The sequence below is a fragment of the Streptomyces humi genome, from assembly GCF_001005085.2.
Classification (GTDB): Bacteria; Actinomycetota; Actinomycetes; order Streptomycetales; family Streptomycetaceae; genus Streptomyces; species Streptomyces humi.
This window is the reverse complement of sequence record NZ_LBMU02000211.1, coordinates 1-626: the sequence shown is the minus strand read 5'-3', so window position 1 is coordinate 626 and position 626 is coordinate 1. Positions and strand designations below refer to the sequence as shown.

Below are 626 nucleotides of genomic sequence, written 5' to 3'. Positions count from 1 at the left end.
GTCATCGTCCGTCCGGATCAGTTGGCGTATGTGATTTACACGTCGGGTTCGACGGGGCGGCCGAAGGGTGTGTTGGTTGCTCATGGTGGTGTGGTGAATCTGGCGTTGGCGCAGGGTGTGTTGTTCGGTGTGGGTGTGGGGGATGGGGTGTTGCAGTTCGCGTCGTTCGGTTTTGACGCGGCGGTGTCGGAGTTGGTGGTGGCGTTGGTGGCGGGTGGCAGGTTGGTGGTGGCGTCTGCTGAGGAGCGGGCGGATGTGGGGTTGTTGGCGGGTTTGGTGCGGGGGTGTGGGGTGCGGGTGGCGACGTTGCCGCCGTCGTTGTTGTCGGTGTTGGAGCCGGCGGATCTGGTGGGGTTGCGGACGTTGGTGACGGCGGGTGAGCGGTTGGATGGTGGGTTGGCCGGGGTGTGGGGTGAGTGGTTCCGGTTGGTGAATGCGTATGGGCCGACTGAGGTGACGGTGTGTGCGAGTGCTGCTGTGCTGGGTGGTGGTGTGGGTGGTGGTGTGGGTGGTGTGCCGCCGATCGGGTGGCCGTTGGAGAATGTGCGGTTGTATGTGTTGGATGAGCGGTTGGTGCCGGTTGCGGTGGGTGTGGTGGGGGAGTTGTTCATTGGTGGGGTGGGGGT

General features: G+C 64.4%; 1 protein-coding gene. It reads left to right on the top strand.

Annotated features, from left to right (window positions below; all coding sequences use genetic code 11):
- The coding region (locus AAW13_RS43960; RefSeq protein WP_167391803.1) for an AMP-binding protein at positions 1-626 on the top strand (626 nt) is incomplete at both ends.